General features: G+C 70.5%; 17 protein-coding genes and 1 tRNA gene. 8 read left to right on the forward strand and 10 right to left on the reverse strand.

All coding sequences use genetic code 11. The features are described from left to right. Window positions 1–52 precede the first annotated feature (52 nt). The 4 genes from VME70_14630 to nth form a co-directional block, all read right to left on the reverse strand. Window positions 53–1,243: a MarP family serine protease gene (locus VME70_14630; GenBank protein ID HTW21435.1), complete on the reverse strand. Its 1,191-nt coding sequence runs from the start codon at window positions 1,241–1,243 to the stop codon at window positions 53–55. Next, complete coding sequence (locus VME70_14635; protein HTW21436.1) at window positions 1,243–1,839, reverse strand: CoA pyrophosphatase; 597 nt, start codon at window positions 1,837–1,839, stop codon at window positions 1,243–1,245. Before VME70_14635 ends, VME70_14630 begins: the two co-directional genes overlap by 1 nt. Window positions 1,840–1,903: 64 nt before the next feature. Further along, window positions 1,904–2,506 carry a TlpA disulfide reductase family protein gene (locus VME70_14640; protein HTW21437.1) on the reverse strand — a complete coding sequence of 201 codons (603 nt, stop codon included), beginning with the start codon at window positions 2,504–2,506 and terminating at the stop codon, window positions 1,904–1,906. Further along, a complete protein-coding gene (gene nth / locus VME70_14645; protein ID HTW21438.1) occupies window positions 2,503–3,219 on the reverse strand; it encodes an endonuclease III in 717 nt (238 codons plus the stop codon). Before nth ends, VME70_14640 begins: the two co-directional genes overlap by 4 nt. Window positions 3,220–3,327: 108 nt before the next feature. Between nth and VME70_14650 the strand changes: the two genes are divergently transcribed. The 3 genes from VME70_14650 (at window position 3,328) to VME70_14660 (ending at window position 5,118) form a co-directional block, all read left to right on the forward strand. Then, complete coding sequence (locus VME70_14650; protein ID HTW21439.1) at window positions 3,328–3,858, forward strand: hypothetical protein; 531 nt, start codon at window positions 3,328–3,330, stop codon at window positions 3,856–3,858. 34 nt (window positions 3,859–3,892) lie between these two features. Further along, entirely contained in the window at window positions 3,893–4,333 is a 441-nt protein-coding gene (locus VME70_14655) for a VOC family protein (GenBank protein HTW21440.1), read from the forward strand. Window positions 4,334–4,443: 110 nt separating this feature from the next. Further along, entirely contained in the window at window positions 4,444–5,118 is a 675-nt protein-coding gene (locus tag VME70_14660; protein ID HTW21441.1) for a Crp/Fnr family transcriptional regulator, read from the forward strand. A 1-nt stretch (window position 5,119) separates the two neighbouring features. Here VME70_14660 and VME70_14665 read toward each other — a convergent pair whose 3' ends face one another. The 4 genes from VME70_14665 to VME70_14680 are packed head-to-tail and all read right to left on the reverse strand — an operon-like array spanning window position 5,120 to window position 7,390. After that, window positions 5,120–5,890: an MBL fold metallo-hydrolase gene (locus tag VME70_14665; GenBank protein HTW21442.1), complete on the reverse strand. Its 771-nt coding sequence runs from the start codon at window positions 5,888–5,890 to the stop codon at window positions 5,120–5,122. Beyond that, entirely contained in the window at window positions 5,887–6,738 is an 852-nt protein-coding gene (locus tag VME70_14670; GenBank protein HTW21443.1) for an NUDIX hydrolase, read from the reverse strand. The genes VME70_14665 and VME70_14670 overlap by 4 nt, the downstream gene beginning before the upstream one ends. Before the next feature lie 17 nt (window positions 6,739–6,755). After that, on the reverse strand, window positions 6,756–7,235 hold the full coding sequence (locus VME70_14675) for a RidA family protein (protein ID HTW21444.1): 480 nt from the start codon (window positions 7,233–7,235) through the stop codon (window positions 6,756–6,758). After that, complete coding sequence (locus VME70_14680) at window positions 7,232–7,390, reverse strand: hypothetical protein (protein HTW21445.1); 159 nt, start codon at window positions 7,388–7,390, stop codon at window positions 7,232–7,234. Before VME70_14680 ends, VME70_14675 begins: the two co-directional genes overlap by 4 nt. Before the next feature lie 73 nt (window positions 7,391–7,463). Here VME70_14680 and VME70_14685 point away from each other — a divergent pair, with 73 nt between their 5' ends. Both VME70_14685 and VME70_14690 read left to right on the forward strand, forming a co-directional pair. Continuing rightward, complete coding sequence (locus VME70_14685; protein HTW21446.1) at window positions 7,464–8,444, forward strand: ArsA-related P-loop ATPase; 981 nt, start codon at window positions 7,464–7,466, stop codon at window positions 8,442–8,444. A gap of 2 nt (window positions 8,445–8,446) precedes the next feature. Further along, window positions 8,447–9,613, forward strand: coding sequence for an ArsA-related P-loop ATPase (locus VME70_14690; protein HTW21447.1), 1,167 nt, complete (start codon window positions 8,447–8,449; stop codon window positions 9,611–9,613). 4 nt (window positions 9,614–9,617) lie between these two features. On the opposite strand, the gene VME70_14695 is transcribed toward VME70_14690, so the two are convergent. Beyond that, window positions 9,618–9,920, reverse strand: coding sequence for a WhiB family transcriptional regulator (locus VME70_14695; protein ID HTW21448.1), 303 nt, complete (start codon window positions 9,918–9,920; stop codon window positions 9,618–9,620). A 162-nt stretch (window positions 9,921–10,082) separates the two neighbouring features. On the opposite strand from VME70_14695, the gene VME70_14700 reads away from it, so the two are divergent. Then, window positions 10,083–12,476, forward strand: coding sequence for a transglycosylase domain-containing protein (locus VME70_14700; protein HTW21449.1), 2,394 nt, complete (start codon window positions 10,083–10,085; stop codon window positions 12,474–12,476). A gap of 24 nt (window positions 12,477–12,500) precedes the next feature. Here the strand turns inward: VME70_14700 and VME70_14705 are convergent, their stop codons facing one another. Continuing rightward, window positions 12,501–12,953, reverse strand: a complete 453-nt coding sequence (locus VME70_14705) for a GatB/YqeY domain-containing protein (GenBank protein ID HTW21450.1) — start codon at window positions 12,951–12,953, stop codon at window positions 12,501–12,503. Window positions 12,954–13,012: 59 nt separating this feature from the next. Here VME70_14705 and VME70_14710 point away from each other — a divergent pair, with 59 nt between their 5' ends. Both VME70_14710 and VME70_14715 read left to right on the forward strand, forming a co-directional pair. Beyond that, window positions 13,013–13,903, forward strand: a complete 891-nt coding sequence (locus VME70_14710; GenBank protein HTW21451.1) for a metallophosphoesterase — start codon at window positions 13,013–13,015, stop codon at window positions 13,901–13,903. Between the two features lie 29 nt (window positions 13,904–13,932). Beyond that, a tRNA-Pro gene (locus VME70_14715) sits at window positions 13,933–14,009 on the forward strand. Window positions 14,010–14,150: the final 141 nt, after the last annotated feature.

Genomic DNA, 14,150 nt, shown 5'->3' on the forward strand with positions numbered 1-14,150 from the left:
AGGTTTCCTGGTGCTAACTATAGCAAGCACCTGGACGGGCGCCGCATCCGGGTCAGTCGCAGCCCTCGGTCGAGACCTGGGTGTGTGCGCGCAGACCCGACACCGCATCCGGCGCAACCTCGTGCGCGGTGAGGGCGTAGCCGGTCCGCGGATCACCGACGGCCGCCGCGAACACGACGCCGGCAACCCGGCCCGCCGGGGTGATCAACGGGCCGCCCGAGTTGCCCGGCAGCACGGTCGAGTACAGCGAGTAGATCTGCCGCGTGACCTCGCGATCCTGGTAGATGTCGGGCCCGCGGGCGTCCTGCACGCCGCGGACCCGCGCCGCCCTCGCGGTGAACGGCCCGTTCTCGGGATAGCCCAGCACGATGGCGCTCTTGCCGCGCCCGACCGGGCCGGCGAACGACAGCGGCGTACCGTTCAGCCCGGGTACGTCGAGTACGGCGACATCGCGTTCCGGGTCATAGAGCACAACGGTTGCGGACAGCTGCCGACCGTCCGCGGTGATGACCTTGGGCGAACCGACGCCGGCCACGACATGCGCGTTGGTCATCACGCGGTTCGGCCCGTAGAGAAACCCGCTGCCCTCGAGCGCCCGGCTGCACGAGTCCGCGATGCCGGTGACCTTGACGACGTCGGGTTGCGCGTCGACCACGGCGCGGCTGTGGGCCAGCTTCGGGTCGGGTGGTGACACCGGGGCGACGTCGATCGACCCGATGCCGCCGAAGACCGGCGGAAAGCCGTTGCGGTCCAGGTCCTGGTCGAGCAACCGCCGGAACGACGCGAACCAGGTGTTCGCCACTGACGGGACCAGCTTGTCGACACCTTCCAGCACGCTGGAGTTGCGCACCTCGCGCGAGACGCCGCCGGCGCTGGTGTTGGCGATCGCGGCGCCGAGCAGCCACGCCACCAGCAGGACCGACAGCACGCTCACGACTCCGCCGGCCAGGGAGTCCGCCATCCGCAGCGGCCGCCAGGTCATCTCGCGGCGCAACGCCGCGCCGAGCAGGGTCGCCAGCAGCTGGCCGACCATCGCACCGAGCAGAACCACCAACAGGCCGTAGAACGCGGCATCGAGCCCGAGCGAGAAGTGCGAGTGCAGGTCGCTGGCGTACCTCGCGCCCAGCACGCCCCCGCCGATGAAGCCGACGAAGGACAGGAAGCCGATGATGAAGCCCTGCCGGTAGCCGCTGATCGCGAAGCCGATGCAGACCACGATGAGTACGACGTCGAGCCCGTCCATCAGGAACGCGTTCCTGGCATCGGCTCGACCACAGAGCGGTCCCACTCACGTTCCCAGCCGGTGAGGGCGAGCAACCAGCTGAGCACGCCGGCCGTGAAGCCCCACACGAGCATGCCGGCCACCCGGAAGGCCGGCGAGTCCTTCCCGATCGGAAGCCGCACCATCAGGCGGTTCGCGGGGTCGACCAGCTCGCTGATCGGCACCCGCGCGACCGCCTCCACCTCGGCCGGGTCGACCGCGCCGACCTCGCTCGCTTTACGCCACCAGCCGACCACCGGTGTGACCACGTTGCCGCTCGGGGGGATCCACAGCTCGGGCAGCGTGCCGATGACGACCACCCCTGCGGGGTCGAGGCCGGTCTCCTCATGCGCCTCGCGGAGCGCGGCGTCGACCGGTCCGTCGTCGGTCGGGTCGATCCGGCCGCCGGGAAAGGCCGGCTGGCCGGCGTGCGCCCTCAGGTCGGCCGCGCGTTGCAGTAAGAGGACGTCGGGGCCGGTCGGCCCTTCGCCGAACAACACGAGGACCGCGGCCTCGCGCAGTTGCTCGGCGTCGTCCGCCCGGGGCACCAGGAACGGGACCGGCCCGGGAGTGCGCACCGCGTCGATCACCGGCCCCAGCCAGTCCGGCGGGTTCGCCACCTCCTCGGGCTCCACGAGATCCCTAGACGGAGACGTGCAGGTACGCGGCGATCTGTTGCTGAAGCTGCCTCGTGCTGGTGTACGCGCCGTGCTGGGTGTGCACGATCCGGCCGGCCGCCGAGACCAGCAGCGTGACCGGCGGCGACACCGGTAGGTGCCCGCCGGTGAGGACCTTGCGGTCCTCGTCGAACACCGACGGGAAGTGCACCGGCGGGGTGACGTGCGCGTCGAAGTCCAGCGCGCTGCCCGCCTCGTCGACAGTGTCGACGCCGAGGAACCGCACCTTGGCCCGGTCCGTGTCGTACGCCTTGGAAAGGAAGCCCATCTCCGCCTGGCACGGCTCGCACCACGAGCCCCAGATGTTGACGACGGTCGGCCGGCCGGTGAGCCCGGCCATGTGCACCTGCGGACCGTGCCCGAGGCAGGGCAGCGTGACGTTGGGAAGGCCGCCGCTCACGACGTTGGTGCTCGACGACGGGCACGGCGCGAGATCCGCCTTCGCGATCAGCTTGCTCAGCGTGGCCTGGTCGCCACCGGGGCCCGGCCCGACCGACGACGGCCCGGACGAGCAGGCGGTGGCGGCCAGCGCGAGCAGCAGGGCCGCCACGAGCCCGCGGCGGATCATGACGCCGCGGCCAGCGAGGACGCCGGCTTCAGCAGCTTCGCCGCCTGGACCGGGTCGGTCGGGCCGAGCCCGTACGACGGGCACCACCGTGCCACCGGGCAGGCGCCGCAGGCCGGCTTGCGCGAGTGGCAGACCCGTCGGCCGTGCCAGATCAGCCGCTGCGACAGGCCGGTCCAGTCCTTCTTCTCGAACAGCGACCCGACCGCGAACTCGACCTTGACCGGGTCCTCCTCAGCGGTCCAGCCAAACCGCCGCGACAGCCGCCCGAAGTGGGTGTCCACGGTGATTCCGGGTACGCCGAAGGCGTTGCCGAGTACCACGTTCGCGGTCTTTCGACCCACACCGGGGAGCGTGACCAGGTCGTCGAGCCGGCCCGGCACCTCACCGGCGTACCGCTCGGTGAGCGCCTGCCCGAGCGCGATCAGGCTGTTCGTCTTCGCCCGGAAGAAACCAGTCGGCCGCAGGATCGTCTCCATCTCGGCCCGGTCGGCGGCGGCGTACGCGGCGGCGTCGGGGTACTTGCGGAAGACCGTCGGCGTGACCTCGTTGACCTTCTTGTCCGTGCACTGCGCGGACAGGATGGTCGCGACCAGCAGCTCGAGCGGAGAGGTGAAGTCGAGCTCGCAGTGGGCGTCCGGGTAGGTGGCCTGCAGCACGCGGTCGATCCGGCGGGCGCGGCGCACCAGAGCGGTGCGAGTCTCGGCTGCCGGCACATCGATGAGCCTACGGTGGGGTAGCCCGTAGGAGTGACGGGCCGTCCGGATGCCTCAAGCATCAGCGGAAGTCCGCCGATTCCGCCATAAGAGTTGCGGAGTGTGACGATGCCGAACCGGCCCACAGCGGACCGACTTCAAGCGCCGCCAGAGCGCAATGCGGACTTCGACCACCTTTCGCTGGACGGGCTCCGCCACTACCGCGCGACCTTGAGCAGCGAGGAAGGGCGGGTCTCCTACTGGCGGCGGATCATCCAGGCCCGGCTGGACCTGGTCCGAGCCGCCGAGACCGGCGCGTCCGCGAGCGTCGAGGACCTGACCTCGATGTTCACCGAGGAGCGGCTCACCGGCAACCGCAGCGCGCTGATCACGATCGTCCCCGTCGACGACATGCCGCCGCTTCCCGACCTCGGCTCGCTGTGGGCACGGCAGCCGAAGGCCGGCGACGACGAGCACAACGCCGAGCTGATCAAGGACCTCTCCGCCGCCGAGATCCAGCTGTCGGCGTACCGTTCGGCGCTGCATCGCCGGCTGTCCGCGGCAACCGGAGAGCTGATCGCGCGCTACCGCGAGCACCCCGATCTGTGCCTGAGCGTCCTGCCGTCACCGCCGAACACCCCCAAGGCGGCATCGCAGTAATCGCGATGTCGTCGCGGGCTGCGACGATCGCCGCATGGAAGCTTCGGTCCACCTGGTCACCCTCGGCGTCGACGACCTGGGTGCCTCCCGCGCCTTCTACGTCGACGGCCTGGGTTGGCAACCGGTGTTCGAAGTACCGGGCGCGGTCATCTTCATCCAGATCGGCCATGGCCTGTTGCTCGGTCTGTTCGGCGCCGACGATCTCGACGCGGACGTGGGGGGCGATCCGCACGCAGTCGGGCCCCCACCGCTCTCGCTTGCGCAGATCCTGCCGACCGAGGCCGAGGTCGTGGCAACCCTCGCCGCCGCCGAGTCCGCCGGCGCCACGATCCTCAAGCCGGCCCAGTACGCCGACTTCGGCGGGTTCCACGGCTACTTCGCCGACCCGAGCGGGTTCCGCTGGGAGATCGCGACCAACCCGGGCTGGTCGGTGGCCGAGGACGGCACGGTGAGCATCGGCCCGATCGGCGGCTGACCGCGGCGCCGTCCGCCCGGTGAACGACAGCGGGCACGAACCGGTTCGATCGGCGTGGTCAGGTGCGGCACACTCGACGTCGGTCGGGTCGGGGCTCGCGGAGGTTGATCGTGGAAGGGCTGCTCGCCGGGATGCCGCTGTTCGCGGCGCTCGACGACGAGTCGGCGCGGCGACTCGAGGTGGCCATGACCACCCGCCGCCTCCCGCGCGCGCATGTCGTGTTCCGCGAAGGCGACCCGGGTGACCGGCTGTTCGTGGTGATCGAGGGCAAGGTGAAGATCACGAGGTCCTCGGCGGACGGCAGGGAGAACCTGCTTGCACTGCTCGGCGCGGGCGAGATGTTCGGTGAGCTGTCGCTGTTCGACCCCGGCCCGCGTACCGCGAGCGCGACGGCGGTCACCGCCGCCACCTTGGCCTCACTCGACCACGACGACCTGCGCCCCCTGATGTTCGAGCGACCCGACCTCGCGGTGCAGCTGGTCCGCGCCCTGGCCCGGCGGCTACGGCGTACCAACGAGGCCGTCGCGGATCTGGTCTTCACCGACGTCCCCGGCCGGGTGGCGAAGGCATTGCTCGACCTGTCGGCGAAGTTCGGCGTCGCCGAGGACGGCGCGATCCGGGTGCAGCACGACCTCACCCAGGAGGAGCTGGCCCAGCTCGTCGGGGCGAGCCGCGAGACGGTGAACAAGGCGCTGTCGGAGTTCGCCCATCGAGGCTGGCTCCAGCTCGACGGCCGCAGCGTCCTGCTGCTCGACTCTCAGCGCCTCGCCCGCCGCGCCCACTGAGTCAGCGGTCGTCGCCGGCCAGGTAGTCGAGCTGGGCACGCACCGACAACTCCGCGGCCGGCCACAGCACCGGGTCGACATCGGCGTACACCCGTCGCACGACCGCCTTCGGGTCGCGGTCCCCCGCGGCCACCGCCGCACGCACCTGGTCGAGCCGCTCGTGGCGATGCACGAGGTAGTAGGTCAGCACTTCGACCGGATCCGTGACGACCGGACCATGGCCCGGCAGTACGACGGAGACCTCCTGCCGCGCGAGATCCCGCAGCCGTTGGAGCGAGTCGAGGTAGTCGGCGAGCCGACCGTCCGGGTGTGCGACGACAGTGGTGCCGCGCCCGAGCACCGTGTCGCCGGTGAGCAACGCCTGGTCCGACTCGAGCAGCAGGCACACCGAGTCGCTGCTGTGGCCAGGGGTGAGCACGGTCAGCCACTCGACCCCCGCCGCGGAGGCGCGCGCGGCATCCGCGAGCGGTGGCGCGCCGATGCACAACGCCGGATCCCGCGCCGCGACCGGCGCCCCGGTCAGCTCGTGCAAGCGCGGCGCGGCCTCGGCGTGGTCGAAATGGCCGTGGGTCAGGACGATGAGGTCGATCGGGCCGAGCGCGGCGAGCCGGTCGACGTGGCCGTTCTGCAGCGGCCCGGGGTCGACGATGACCAGCCGGGTCCCGCCCGGCTCGCGCAGCACCCACGTGTTGGTGCCGTCGAGCGTCATCGGGCTCGGGTTGGGCGCCAGCAAGCGGGCCGCTGAAGCGGTGGTCTGCTCCGGCTCGGTCATCGGTAGTCCGGGTCGGCGGGGAGCAGGAATCGGACCTGTTCGTTCTCGTCGAGGACGAGCTTGGGCATGACCGGCTCGACCGCACGGTCCGCCGCTCCGGCCATGACGGCAGCGACATCTGGGTACGCAGCGAGGTCATCGAGCGCCGCACGGGTCGGTGGCAGCATCGCGAGCTCGCCCCGCTGGTTTGCCGCGAGTGCGTCCGCCGCAGTCACCCAAACCACCCGGTCGGCCTCACCCCCGACGTCGCGGGTGCGCTGCCCGGCCGGCATGACCGCGACGAAGAAGCGGGTGTCGAAGCGCTTCGGCTCGACCTCGGGGGTGATCCAGTGCGACCACGCCTGGAGCAGGTCGGCGCGCAGCACGAGGCCACGCCGCTCGAGCAGCTCGGCGAGCGAGACCGACCGGTCGAGCAGTGCCACCCGATCGGCCTCCCACTCCGCGCCGCTGGTGTCCTCGACCACGTCGGCGGCGCTGCGGCCGGCAAGCAGGACGCCGGACTCCTCGAACGTCTCGCGCACCGCGGCACAGACGAGTGATCGCGCAACCGGCTCGTCGCAGCTCAGCCGGGACGCCCACTGGTCGGGCGGCGGGCCGACCCACGCGTCGTCGGCGAACGACTCGTCTCTGGGGTCGACCGAACCGCCGGGGAACACGAAGAAGCCGGCCGCGAACGCCATCGTCGGCTTGCGCCGCAGCAGGTAGACCTCGGGGCCTGCGGAGTGCTCGCGAAGCAGGATGACGGTCGCGGCGTCACGTGGCGTGGCCGGCACCAGCTCACCGGCCGCGAGCCGCTTCACCGTGTCGACCAGGCCCGCGAACATCTGCGCCGTCGCGTCGTCGACCACCGGGTGACCTCGCTGGGCTAGATCGCGAGGTCCGAACGCACCTGCACAATGAGCTCCACCTCGACCGGCGCGTCCAGCGGCAACGCTGCCACACCGACCGCGCTCCGGGCGTGCTTGCCGGCGTCGCCGAAGATGTCGCCGAGCACGTTGCTGGCGCCGTTGATGACTGCCGGCTGACCGGTGAACGACGGCGCGCTCGCGACGTACCCCACCACCTTGACCACGCGGACGACCGCGTCGAGGTCGCCGACCAGCCCGCGGACCGCGGCCAAGGCGTTGAGCGCGCAGGTGCGGGCGAGGTCGGCGGCGGCGTCCGGATCGACCTCGGCCCCGACCTTGCCGGTCGCGGCGAGCTGGCCGTCGACCATCGGCAGCTGCCCGGAGGTGAAAACCAGGTCCCCGCTGCGTGTCGCCGGGACGTACGACGCGAGCGGCGTCGTCACCGACGGCAGGCTGATTCCGAGCTCGGCCAGCCGGGCGTCCACGCCCGCGCTCATTCGACCGGCCGCTTCAGGTAGGCGACCAGCTGGTCGCCGCCACCGGGTGCCGGCACGACCTGGATCAGCTCCCAGCCGTCGGTGCCCCAGGTGTCGAGGATCTGCTTCGTCGCGTGGACGAGCAGAGGGACCGTCGCGTACTCCCACTTCTGCACGGGCAGAGCGTATGACCGACCGGGAGCGCTGTGCGCTGCGGGTGGAGCACTCCACCGGCTCTACGCTCGATGCGTGGCCGAGTTCCCTGCCGTCAAGCTGCACGTGGTCAGCGGCAAGGGCGGGACGGGCAAGACCACGGTCGCCGCGTCGCTGGCCCTCGCGCTCGCGGCCGGGGGGCGGCAGGTGCTGCTCACCGAGGTGGAGGCCCGGCAGGGCATCGCCCAGCTGTTCGACACGCCGCCGCTGCCGTACGAAGAGCGACGGGTGGCCGTGGCCCGGGGCGGCGGTGAGGTCTATGCGCTGGCGATCGACCCGGAGCTGGCGCTGATCGAGTACCTCGAGCAGTTCTACAACCTGCGCCGGGCCGGCGCGATGCTGAAGAAGATCGGCGCGATCGACTTCGCCACCACGATCGCGCCCGGCATGCGCGACGTCCTCGTCACCGGAAAGGTGATGGAGGCCGCGACCCGCGAGCGCCGTGGCGGCGGCCGGATCTACGACGCAGTGGTGCTCGACGCGCCGCCGACCGGCCGGATCGCGCGCTTTCTCAACGTCAACTCCGAAGTGGCTGCACTGGCCAAGATGGGCCCGATCCGCAACCAGGCGGACAGCGTGATGCGGCTGATCCGGTCGGCGAAGACCGCCGTACACATCGTCACCCTGCTCGAGGAGATGCCGGTCCAGGAGACCACCGACGGCGTCGCCGAGCTGCGCGCCACCGGGCTGCCGGTCGGGGCCGTCATCGTCAACCAGGTGCGTGGGCCGTTGCTCCCGGCCAACCGGCTGGCCGAAGCCGCCGAGGGGCGGCTCGACCGGACGGAGATCAGCCGCGGCCTGAAGTCGGCCGGGATCGCGGCTGACAGCGCGACGGTCGCGACGCTCGTCGCCGAGGCCGCCGACCATGCCGGCCGGGTCCACCTCGAACAACAGGAGCGCGACGCGCTCGCGCAGCTCGAGCGGCCGACCTACGAGCTGCCGATGATCGCCGACGCGACCGAGCTGGCCGGGCTGCAGGAGCTCGCCGGCCGGTTGCAGGACGCCGGGATGGTCTGACGATGCCGGCGACGGGCAAGGCATGCGACGTGGACCGCCTGTTGGCGACCGCGGAGATCATCGTGTGCTGCGGCGCCGGCGGCGTGGGCAAGACCACGACCGCCGCCGCGCTTGCACTCCGCGCCGCCGAGCAGGGCCGCGCGGTGTGTGTGCTCACCATCGACCCGGCGCGCCGGCTGGCCCAGTCGATGGGCCTGGTCGAGCTCGACAACACCCCTCGCGAGGTGCAGGACATCGACACGTCCGCGGGCGGTCGGCTCGACGCGATGATGCTCGACATGAAGCGGACGTTCGACGACATCGTCCTGACCCACGCCGACCCTTCGCGCGCCAAGGCGATCCTCGCCAACCCGTTCTACGTGTCACTGTCGTCGAGCTTCGCCGGCACCCAGGAGTACATGGCGATGGAGAAGCTCGGCCAGCTCAAGGCCGAGGGGCGCTGGGACCTGATCGTCGTCGACACGCCGCCGAGTCGCTCCGCACTCGACTTCCTCGACGCCCCGCAACGGCTCGGGCGGTTCCTCGACGGCCGGATGATCCGGCTGCTGACCGCTCCGGCGCGCGCCGGCGGCCGCGCCTACCTCAAGGTCTTCACGATCGGCGTACGGGTCTTCACCGACGTCCTCAACCGGGTTCTCGGCGCCCAGGCGCTGCGCGACCTGAGCCTGTTCGTCGCCTCGCTCGAGACCATGTTCGGCGGCTTCCGCGAGCGCGCCGACCAGACCTACCAGCTGCTGAAGGAGACGGGTACGTCGTTCCTGGTCGTCGCGGTGCCGGAACGCGACGCGCTGCGCGAGGCGGCGTACTTCGTCGAGCGGCTCGAGACCGACCGGATGCCGCTGGCCGGGCTGGTGCTCAACCGCGTCCACCGCAGTGCCGCGCCTGGGCTGTCCGTCGAGCGCTCCCTCGCAGCGGCCGAGGCGCTGGACGAGACCGGCGACGAGCCGCTCGCGGCCGCCGTGCTACGCATCCACGCCGACCGGCTCGCCGCCGCGGCCCGCGACGAGCGCCGGGCGTCGGGCTTCCGGGCGGCGCACCCGGATGTCAGGACGGTGGCGGTGGCGGTCCAGGCCGGCGACGTGCACGACCTGGACGGGCTGCGGGCGATCGGAGCGGAGCTGTCGAACGGCCCGGAAGCCTCAGCCCCGCAAGCCGTCGCGGGTGGCTGACCGGCTAGATCGCGAGGTCGACGGACTGGGCGCGTTCGTACTCCTGCATCGCGGTCGAGAGCAGGTCGCGCCAGGAGTCGACGTTCGGGCGGCGGCGCAGCAGCGCCCGGCGCTCACGCTCGGTGAGCCCACCCCACACGCCGAACTCGACCCGGTTGTCCAGTGCATCGGCGAGGCACTCGGTGCGGACCGGGCAGCCGCGGCACACTGTTTTTGCCTTGTGCTGAGCTGCTCCAGAGGTGAACAGCTCGTCGGGCGCGACGCGTCGGCAGGCGGCGCGCAACGTCCAATCTTGTCTCCACGGCATGCGGTAACAGTACGAACCGGACAGGACGGGCAACACTACCCGTCAGCACCCTTTTTACGTAGTTCTAACGGGTGGTGAGGTTCACCCGTTCGGCCGATCAAGTTCTCCCGCTTTTCGCCGCAATCGGCCGAGTCTCCGACACCGCCACTTAGGCTAATTGTCGTGCGCCGCGGCTCCCTCACCCAGAGCATCGGAGTGCTGGTCGCGGTCAGCATCGTCGCCGGGATCATCATGGCCGGGATGCTGCTGCCGTTCGTCGGCGGCGGCGGCCTGCTGGCGCGGACCGCGACGACGGACTTCGCGAAGCTGCCCACCGACCTCAAGCGCAAGCCGCTTCCGCAGATCTCCAGAGTGCTCGCCGCCAACGGCGAGCCGATCGCGACGTTCTACGACCAGGACCGGGTGATCGTCCCGCTCACCCAGATTCCCGCCGTCATGCAGACCGCATTGATCGACATCGAGGACGTCCGCTTCTACGAGCACGCCGGCATCGACTTCAAGGGCACGTTGCGCGCGCTGCTCCACAACGGCCAGGCCGGGTCGGTGACCCAGGGCGGGTCGACCCTCACCCAGCAGTACGTCAAGAACGTGCTGATCGAGGACGCCCGGACCAAGAAGCAGCGCGAAGCCGCGATCGCGGACACCTTCGCCCGCAAGCTCAAGGAAGCCCGCTACGCGATCGAGCTCGAGAAGACGCTGACCAAGCCGGAGATCCTCGACGACTACCTGAACATCGCCTACTTCGGTGACGGTGCCTACGGCATCGGGGCCGCGGCCGAGCACTTCTTCCACGAAAAGGTCAGCGACCTCACTCTCGACCAGAGCGCCCTGCTCGCCGGCTTGGTCCAGTCGCCCGAGGCCTACGACCCGCGGTACTACCCGAAGGTCGCGACCGAGCGGCGCAACACCGTCCTCGGCCAGATGTTGAAGTACCACTCGATCACGCAGGCGACGTACAACCGGGCCGTTGCTCAGCCGATCAAGCTACACATCCACAACCAGCCGGCCGACTGCATCGCCTCGAAGTTCGCCTACTTCTGCGACTACGTGAAGCATGTCTTCGAGCACACGCCGGGCTTGAGCCTCACGATGCTGCGCCGTGGCGGGCTGACCGTGACCACCACCCTCTCGCCCAAGGTGCAGGAAGCCGCGCAGCACGGCATCCATGCCTACGTCCACGCCCACGAGCGCAAGTCGCACGTGGTGTCCGCCGAGGCAGTCGTGCAGCCCGGCACCGGTCAGGTGAAGGCGCTCGCCGTCAGCACGCCGTACGGAAACAGCAAGAAGAAGGGCCAGAACAGCATCGACTACGCCGTCGACGAGAGGTATGGCGGCAGCCCGGGCTTCCACGCCGGGTCGACCTTCAAGCTGTTCGTGCTGACTGCGGCGCTGAAGGAAGGCATCCCGCTCTCGACCAAGATCAAGTCGCCCGGCACGGTCGACATCACCGGGCTCACGAACTGCGCCGGGCTGCCGGTCGCGCCGTGGCCGGTTCACAATGCGAGCGACAGCGAAAGCGGCACGTTCAACCTCGAGTCGGGTACCTGGTTCTCGGTCAACACGTTCTTCGCCCAGCTCGAAGAGCGCACCGGCGTATGCGAGCCGGTGAAGCTCGCCGAGGCGATGGGTGTCACCCAGGGGACCGGCAAGCCGCCGGAGCAGATCGGCCCCTTCGTCCTCGGTGCGGGCGCGCAGTACGGCTTCTCGCCGCTCGACGTCGCCGGCGCCTACGCGACCATGGCCGCGCACGGTAAGTACTGCACCCCGATCGTGATCACGAGCATCGTCGATCGCACCGGCCACCACTACCCGGTTCCGAAGTCGCGCTGCACGCAGGTCGTGCCGCAAGGGCTGGCCAACACCGTGACCTCGATCCTGCGTGGCGTACTGACCGTGCCAGGAGCGACTGGTACGACGGATGCGTTGACCGGCCGGCCCGCCGCGGCGAAGACCGGAACGGTGGACAACTACGACGGTTCCTGGTTCGCCGGCTACACCCCCCAGCTTGCGTCGGCGGTGTGGGCGGGCATTCCGGCCGAGCCCAACAGAACGCTGGACGGACTCAACATCGGCGGGGTGACCTACGGCGAGGTCTTCGGCGCGACGATCGCGGGGAAGATCTGGCAGGCGACGCTGAACGCGGCGCTCAAGGGCGACCCGGTCTTGCAGTTCACCGGCCCTTCGAGCTACTACGAGATCGGCATCCAGCAGAAGGTGCCGGACGTCGTGGGCGACTCGCCCGCCAGCGCCGAGGCCACCCTCAGCAAGATCGGTTTCACGCCGCAGATCGTCCCGGGTTCGGTGCACAGCTCCGAGCCGGCCGGGACGGTGGCGCGTACTGCTCCGCCCGGTGGCTCGCAGGCGCCGATCGGCAGTGTCATCAAGCTGTTCATCAGCGACGGGACGCCGAAGCCGTCGAAGAGCGCGTCGCCACCACCGTCGTCGCCGCCACCCTCGTCGTCACCCCCGACGCCACCACCGTCGAGCCCACCGGTGTCGCCCTCGGGCTCACCGACCAAGCACCCGCACCGCCACCACCGACACCACCGGCACTGACCAACCGGCCGGGGACGAGGCAGGTCAGGAGCCGAGCTGCCGGCGTACCTCGGCCGCGACCCGGCCACCCTCCGCACGGCCGGCGACCTGAGGCTGCACGACCTTCATGACCTGACCGATCGCCTGCGGGCCGCTCGCCCCGGTCGACGCGAGGGCAGCACTGACGATCGATGACAGCTCGTCGTCCGGCATCTGCGCGGGCAGGTACTCATCGAGGACCTCACCCTCCGCGCGCTCCTTGGCGGCGAGCTCCGCTCGGCCGGCGGCATCGAAGGCCTCCGCGGCCTCCCGGCGCTTCTTCGCCTCGCGGGCGAGCACCTTGAGCACCTCGTCGTCGGAGAGCTCGCGCGCGCTCTTCCCGGCGACCTCCTCGTTGGTGATCGCCGTGAGCGCCATCCGCAGCGTCGAGAGGCGAAGCTCGTCCTTGCTCTTCATCGAGGTCACGAGGTCTGCGCGCAGCTGTTCCTTCAGGGCCATGGCAAAAGGGTAGGGGCTCGCTACCGGCAGAGCTGTTACGCCCGACCTACCCTGGATTGATGCGCGGACTGATCGCGGCACCACTCGGCCTCGCGGCGGCCGGCGTCGGCGCCGCCGTCTACGGCTGGGCATACGAGCGCAAGGCCTTCCGGCTGCGGCGGGTCGAGGTGCCGATCCTGCCCGATGGCGCAACACCGCTGTCAGTGCTCCATGTCTCCGACCTGCATGCCACGCCGGGCCAGCCGTGGAAGGTCTCGTGGGTTCGCTCGCTCGCCGAGCTGGAGCCCGACCTCGTGGTCAACACCGGCGACAACCTCGCCTCGATGCAGGGCGCGCCGGTGGTGCTCGACGCGTTCGGCCCGTTGCTCGAACGACCCGGCGCGTTCGTGCCCGGATCGAACGACTGGTTCGCGCCGGTTCCGAAGAACCCGGCGTCTTACCTGTTCCCCGATCGCGACCGGCCGCGCGACATGGGACGTCCGCTGCCCTGGGGCGAGCTGCGCTCGTCGTTCACCGCGGCCGGCTGGCTCGACCTCACACACCGGCGTACGACGATCGTGGTCCGTGACGTGCAGGTGGAGCTGGCCGGAGTCAGCGACGCCCACCTCGATGCCGACCACTACGACCGGATCGCCGGCGAGGCGACCGGCGACATTGCGATCGGCCTGTCGCACTGCCCGGAACCACGAGTCGTGGACGCGTTCGCCTCCGACGGCTTCTCGCTCGTGATGAGCGGTCACACCCACGGTGGCCAGCTGCGGGTCCCCGGGATCGGCGCCCTGGTCACGAACTGCGGTCTCGACCGCAGCCGGGCCCGCGGGCTCTCAGCGTGGCCGAACGGCGGCTGGCTGCACGTCTCGGCCGGTCTCGGCACCTCGCCGTACGCCCCGGTGCGCTTCGCCTGCCCGCCCGAGGCGACCCTGCTGACCCTCACGCCAGGCAGGGGTTAGCCGGCCTGCCCTAGACTCGGGCAGGCTTTCGGGATGTAGCGCAGCTTGGTAGCGCACCTCGTTCGGGACGAGGGGGTCGCAGGTTCAAATCCTGTCATCCCGACCAATGTGATGTCTCGGGACATCGGAATGGCCTGAACCTGCATTGTGCAGGTTCGGGTTATCGCTTTTTGGGTGCTGGGCCGGGTGGGATGCCTCGGGGTTGGTAGTTCTTGCGTGGGTCGATGAGCAGGTCGCGCAGGATCTC

The organism is Mycobacteriales bacterium, assembly GCA_035504215.1.
Lineage (GTDB): Bacteria > Actinomycetota > Actinomycetes > JAFAQI01 > JAFAQI01 > DATAUK01.

Excerpts from the sequence above, each read along its gene's own strand:
- VME70_14650 (HTW21439.1), top strand. The coding sequence starts at position 3,328 with ATGCCGAACCGGCCCACAGCGGACCGACTTCAAGCGCCGCCAGAGCGC.
- VME70_14655 (HTW21440.1), top strand. The coding sequence starts at position 3,893 with ATGGAAGCTTCGGTCCACCTGGTCACCCTCGGCGTCGACGACCTGGGT.
- VME70_14690 (HTW21447.1), top strand. The coding sequence starts at position 8,447 with ATGCCGGCGACGGGCAAGGCATGCGACGTGGACCGCCTGTTGGCGACC.
- VME70_14675 (HTW21444.1), bottom strand. The coding sequence starts at position 7,235 with ATGAGCGCGGGCGTGGACGCCCGGCTGGCCGAGCTCGGAATCAGCCTG.
- VME70_14710 (HTW21451.1), top strand. The coding sequence starts at position 13,013 with ATGCGCGGACTGATCGCGGCACCACTCGGCCTCGCGGCGGCCGGCGTC.
- VME70_14630 (HTW21435.1), bottom strand. The coding sequence starts at position 1,243 with ATGGACGGGCTCGACGTCGTACTCATCGTGGTCTGCATCGGCTTCGCG.
- VME70_14640 (HTW21437.1), bottom strand. The coding sequence starts at position 2,506 with ATGATCCGCCGCGGGCTCGTGGCGGCCCTGCTGCTCGCGCTGGCCGCC.
- VME70_14695 (HTW21448.1), bottom strand. The coding sequence starts at position 9,920 with ATGCCGTGGAGACAAGATTGGACGTTGCGCGCCGCCTGCCGACGCGTC.
- VME70_14705 (HTW21450.1), bottom strand. The coding sequence starts at position 12,953 with ATGGCCCTGAAGGAACAGCTGCGCGCAGACCTCGTGACCTCGATGAAG.
- VME70_14665 (HTW21442.1), bottom strand. The coding sequence starts at position 5,890 with ATGACCGAGCCGGAGCAGACCACCGCTTCAGCGGCCCGCTTGCTGGCG.